The 1,546-nt window shown below is 58.6% G+C and carries 4 protein-coding genes and 1 pseudogene; 3 read left to right on the top strand and 2 right to left on the bottom strand.

The features are described 5' to 3' along the window. A partial coding sequence (locus tag ABWU19_RS14795; RefSeq protein WP_435902400.1) for an IS3 family transposase occupies positions 1-298 on the bottom strand: 298 nt, incomplete at its 3' end. After that, positions 295-582 carry a transposase gene (locus ABWU19_RS14790; RefSeq protein ID WP_027878146.1) on the bottom strand — a complete coding sequence of 96 codons (288 nt, stop codon included), beginning with the start codon at positions 580-582 and terminating at the stop codon, positions 295-297. The genes ABWU19_RS14795 and ABWU19_RS14790, both read right to left, overlap by 4 nt. A 118-nt stretch (positions 583-700) precedes the next feature. Between ABWU19_RS14790 and ABWU19_RS14785 the strand changes: the two genes are divergently transcribed. From ABWU19_RS14785 to ABWU19_RS14775, 3 genes and pseudogenes are all read left to right on the top strand, one after another. Further along, positions 701-1,123 carry a nucleotidyltransferase gene (locus tag ABWU19_RS14785; RefSeq protein WP_027878147.1) on the top strand — a complete coding sequence of 141 codons (423 nt, stop codon included), beginning with the start codon at positions 701-703 and terminating at the stop codon, positions 1,121-1,123. Then, a complete protein-coding gene (locus ABWU19_RS14780) occupies positions 1,120-1,350 on the top strand; it encodes a hypothetical protein (protein ID WP_027878148.1) in 231 nt (76 codons plus the stop codon). Before ABWU19_RS14785 ends, ABWU19_RS14780 begins: the two co-directional genes overlap by 4 nt. A 46-nt stretch (positions 1,351-1,396) precedes the next feature. Further along, positions 1,397-1,546 (top strand): annotated as a pseudogene (locus ABWU19_RS14775) (transposase); the annotation flags it as partial.

Raw genomic sequence — 1,546 nt, 5'->3', positions numbered from 1 at the left:
GCAGCTGCCCAAAGCGCTTCATCAGGCGATAGACCGTGCTGGGGCTGGCCGAGATGCCCTCCCGGGCCAACAAGGCCCACACCCGGCGGTAGCCATAGCGGGGATGTTGTTCGGCGTAGGTACTCACCTCCTGGACGATCTGTTGCTGCGCTGGGCAAGAACGGGCCTGGCTACCCTGTTTTCGGCGATAGTAGGTGGCCTTGGCTATCCCAGCCAGTTTCAAGAGACGATTCACCCCCAATCCCATCTCTCCTCGCACTTGCTCCATCCGCTCGAAGCTCAGGCTGCCCTCACTCAAAGACCCTTGAGTTTTTTTTGGATCTCCAGCTTCAGCACCGTTTCGGCCAGGGCCTCCTTGAGCTGGCGGTTCTCCATCTCCAGGGCAGTCAATCCCTCATCTTTGCGCCCTGCCAGACCGGCTTTACCTCCTTCCAGGAAGCGTTCCCTCCACTTGTTGAGGCTGTTCTCGGTGGTGCCATACCTGCGGCACAACTCAGCCGCGCTAACCTCACCCCGCAGCAAGCTCAACACGATGGCTACCTTTTCTTCCACGCTGCGTTCCTTTGGCTTGAGCTTTCCCATACTTCACCTCGGCTTGCCACCATCTTAGGTGGTCTCGCTTTGGTGAAGCACTACACAACTGCGTAAGTCCTAACTAGCATAGGCTAGACTATGAAAGGCTCTAGGCGCTGGGGAACCCATGACCCACGAGATGCTTGAATTCATCCGCTGTCTGAACGCGCAAGGTGCCCACTCGATGATTATTGGTGGCTACGCCCTGGCTTTCCTGGGTGTACCCCGCTACACCAAAGACCTGGATCTCTGGGTAAACCAGCGCGAAGCACCTTTGCTTCTAAAGGCCATCAAAGACTTTTTTGCGGGCGACGACCTGGGACTCTCACTTGAAGATTTGAGCACCCCTGGGGTGGTACAACTCGGCTACGAACCCAACCGGATCGATCTGGTGCTGATGAGCGGGCCGGATTTTGATCAGGCCTATGCCCGCAGTCAGGCTTACCAGGTGGAGGGAACTACCTTGCGGGTGGTCTCTCGTGAAGACTTTATCGCCCTGAAAAAGGCTTTTGGACGCAGCATTGACCTGCGCGATATCGAGGAGCTATGAAACCCGTTGCCCGCAAATACCGCTTCGAGGAGGTTCCCTCGGAAAAAGAGCGCTGGCAGGCTTTGCCGCTGGAGGTGCGTTTGCAGGCGGTGGTCGAGATGGCGTTTAGTTGGGCCCGCCTGCAGGGCCGGCAGAACCTGGAGAAGATTCAGCCGGTGGCCCGCAAAAGACCTCTGGCCCAGGTGAGGAAACCTAGGGCTCTAGGGGAATCCGATGGCTGTAGCTGATGCTGTTGCCCTGGCGCAGGCCCAGCCACAGGGCTTCTAGATGCGCTGGCTGGTAAAAACCGGTGCCCAGTGGGAGTACCTGCCCCACGACTTCCCCCCACCCCACATCGTTCGTGAGCAGGCCCGGCGCTGGATGGAGCGGGGGGTGTTTGAAGACCTGGTGCATGACCTGCGGGAAACCCTACGGCTGTTGCAG

It is taken from the genome of Meiothermus cerbereus (assembly GCF_051297115.1).
Lineage (GTDB): Bacteria > Deinococcota > Deinococci > Deinococcales > Thermaceae > Meiothermus > Meiothermus cerbereus_A.
The sequence above is the reverse complement of the archived record's forward strand: the minus strand, read 5'-3'. Positions and strand labels throughout refer to the sequence as shown.